The 3,108-nt window shown below is 73.7% G+C and carries 3 protein-coding genes and 1 pseudogene; all 4 read left to right on the top strand.

Annotation, left to right across the window (positions count from 1 at the left end; all coding sequences use genetic code 11):
* Positions 1 to 1,133 (top strand): RsmB/NOP family class I SAM-dependent RNA methyltransferase (locus tag HMPREF0731_RS14380; protein WP_007004884.1); only part of this gene is annotated, 1,133 nt, incomplete at its 5' end.
* A 46-nt stretch (positions 1,134 to 1,179) separates the two neighbouring features.
* Positions 1,180 to 2,073 carry a glycosyltransferase family protein gene (locus HMPREF0731_RS14385; RefSeq protein ID WP_007004885.1) on the top strand — a complete coding sequence of 298 codons (894 nt, stop codon included), beginning with the start codon at positions 1,180 to 1,182 and terminating at the stop codon, positions 2,071 to 2,073.
* 162 nt (positions 2,074 to 2,235) lie between these two features.
* Entirely contained in the window at positions 2,236 to 2,898 is a 663-nt protein-coding gene (gene rpe, locus HMPREF0731_RS14390) for a ribulose-phosphate 3-epimerase (protein WP_007004886.1), read from the top strand.
* Positions 2,898 to 3,108, top strand: a pseudogene (locus HMPREF0731_RS25550) (heparinase II/III family protein); the annotation flags it as partial. The gene rpe and the pseudogene HMPREF0731_RS25550, both read left to right, overlap by 1 nt.

The raw sequence follows: 3,108 nt of genomic DNA on the forward strand, positions 1-3,108 counted from the left end.
AGGCGCGCGACCGCGCCGCCGCCCACCGCATCGCCGCCGCCGTGCTGCGCCGGCTGGGCAGCCTGGATGCGGTGCTGGAGCCCTCGCTGCGGCGCGAGCCGCCGCCCGAGGTGCGCAACGCCCTGCGCATCGGCGCCGCCGAGCTGCTGCTGCTGGAGACGCCGCCGCATGCCGCCGTCGCCAGCTGCGTCGACCTGGTGCCGCGCCCCTTCGCCGGGCTGGTGAATGCGGTGCTGCGCAAGGTCGCCGCCGCCGGCCCCGCCGCGCTGGAGGAGCTGGATGGCGAGCGGCTGGACACGCCGGGCTGGCTGTGGAGCGCCTGGCACGGCGCCTATGGCCCGGCGGTGCGCGCCATCGCCCGCGCCCACCGGCTGCCGGCGCCGCTCGACCTCTCGCTGAAGCCGGGCACCCCGGCGCCGGAGGGGGCGCTGATGCTGCCCACCGGCACCGCCCGCTTCCCCGCCGGCACCCGCATCACCGAGCTGCCCGCCTTCGCGGAGGGGCTGGCCTGGGCGCAGGACGCCGCCGCCGCCCTGCCGGCGCGGCTGCTGGCGGTCACGCCGGGGATGCTTGTCGCCGATCTCTGCGCCGCGCCGGGCGGCAAGACGGCGCAGCTGGCGGCCGCCGGCGCGGCCGTCACCGCCGTCGAGCGCGACCCGACCCGGCTGCTCCGCCTGCGCGAGAACATGGCGCGGCTCGGCCTCCCGGTGGAGAGCGTGCAGGCCGATGTCGCCGAATGGGACCCCGGCACGCGCTTCGATGCCATCCTGCTGGACGCGCCCTGCAGCGCCACCGGCACCATCCGCCGCCACCCCGACGTGCCGCATCTGAAGCGCCCGGGCGACATCGCGACGCTGGCCGGGCTGCAGCGCCAGCTGCTGGCGGCCGCTGCGCGGCTGCTGGCGCCGGGCGGGCGGCTGGTCTTCGCCACCTGCTCGCTGCAGCCGGAGGAGGGCGAGGCCCAGGCCGCCAGCCCGCCGCCCGGCCTGCTCCCCGACCCGATCCGCCCCGAGGAGGTGCCGGGGCTGGAGGCCGCGCTCTCGCCGCAGGGCTGGCTGCGCACCCGCCCCGATCTCTGGGCGGAGCAGGGCGGGCTGGACGGCTTCTTCATGGCCCGCTTCAGGGCCGGCTGAGGCGCCAGCCGCCGCAGCGTCAGCCGCAGGCCACCGGAGGAACCCCATGGGCAGCGCCTACGAGAACACCGCCATCCTGCATGTGCTGAACCGGGACTACCTGCTGCCCCTGCGGGTGCTGCGCCATTCCCTGATGCGGCAGGGCGCCTTCGAGGGCTGCCCCACCGTGATCATCACCGACGACCCCGTGGTGGCGGAGGACCCCTTCATCCGCCGCATCGCCACCCGCATCGAGTTCTTCGACGCGGCGCGGCTGGCCGCCTTCGCGCCGATCCGCGGCGAGCGGATCGACCCCCGCATCCATGCCGGCTTCGCGCCGAAATACACCTTCCTCAAGCTGAGCATGTTCCAGGACCGGGGCTATGACCGGCACATCTTCCTGGATGCCGACATGCTCTGCCTGCGGGCGCCGGACGCGGCCCTGCTGACCGGCCCGCAGCCGGCCAAGGCGGTGCAGGAATACGGCGCCTCGGTCTTTCCGATCGGGCAGGAGCCGCGGCCGGAGAACGCCCAGGCGATCGCCGACGCCTATCTGGCCGAGTATGGCGCGCCCTGCGTCACCCCGATTCGCGGCATCAATTCCGGCTTCGTCGTGCTGGAGCGGCCGCTGCTGGCGCAGGCCGTGTTCGACCGCGCCATCGCCCATGCCAGCGGCACCGCCTTCCCCAACGAGCAGAACCTGACCACCCGCGTCATCGCCGACAGCCGCCAGCCCTTCCTGCGCCTGCCGCTCTGGTACAATGCGCGGCGGCGGATCTTCGGCTCGCTCGGCCCGGCGCATTTCGAGACCATCCGCGACCGCATCGTCTTCCTGCACTACACCCCCGGCAAGCCCTGGGCGATGGGCCCGAAATCCGTCCGCAGCTGGGACCGGCTCTGGCTCGACCAGAAGGAGGAGGCCGAGGCCTGGGCACGCGACCTCGCCACCAGCATGCTGTGACCGGACGGGCCACGCGGTTCCAGATTTCGCCTCTCCAGGGAAAGACGCGGCGCGAATTTCGATTCCTGCGTGGTTCCGCCCTCGCTAAATCCTTACCACTTCTGACTCTCTTCCCGCCGCCGCCGCTTGTCCCGCCCCAGGCCAAAAGGCATAACATCCCCCGTGTCACGACCGGTCAAAATCGCCCCGTCCCTGCTGGCCGCCGATTTCGCGCGGCTGGGTGAGGAAGTCGCCGCCATCGACGCCGCCGGTGCCGATTGGCTTCATCTCGACATCATGGACGGGCATTTCGTGCCCAACATCAGCTTCGGCCCGTCCGTGGTGAAGGCGCTGCGCCGCCACACCCGCATGTGCTTCGACGTGCATCTGATGATCGCGCCCGCCGACCCCTACCTGGCGGCCTTCGCCGAGGCGGGCGCGGAGCGCATCAGCCTGCACCCCGAGGCCGGGCCGCACCTGCACCGCTCGCTGCAGACCATCCGCGCCCTCGGCGCCTCGCCCGGCGTGGTGCTGAACCCGGCGACGCCGGTCTCGGCCATCGAGCATGTGATGGACCTAGTGGACCTGATCCTGGTGATGACGGTCAATCCCGGCTTCGGCGGCCAGTCCTTCATCGACAGCCAGCTGCCCAAGATCGCCACGCTGCGCCGGATGATCGAGGCCACCGGCCGCGACATCGCGCTGCAGATCGATGGCGGCGTCACCGTCAAGACCGCGCCGCGCTGCATCGAGGCGGGGGCGGACGTGCTGGTGGCCGGCACCGCCGTGTTCGGCGCGCCGGACTACGCCGCCGCCATCGCCGCCCTGCGGGGGGGCGCCGCCTGATGTCCGACTGGCTGCGCGGCGCGCGCAAGGTCATCGCGGGGCTGCGGCCGGTGAAGGTGCCGGAGGCCCCGGCCCGCGCCTTCCGCGACCTCTGGCCTGGCGACGCGACGCGCGGCCACCGCCTGCTGCGCGGCGAATGCGAGGTGTGCGGCACCGCCCGCCCGCTGACCACCGCCGAGGAGGGCGGCCAGGGCTGGGCCGAGGGCAGCG

It is taken from the genome of Pseudoroseomonas cervicalis ATCC 49957, assembly GCF_000164635.1.
GTDB classification, from domain to species: Bacteria; Pseudomonadota; Alphaproteobacteria; order Acetobacterales; family Acetobacteraceae; genus Pseudoroseomonas; species Pseudoroseomonas cervicalis.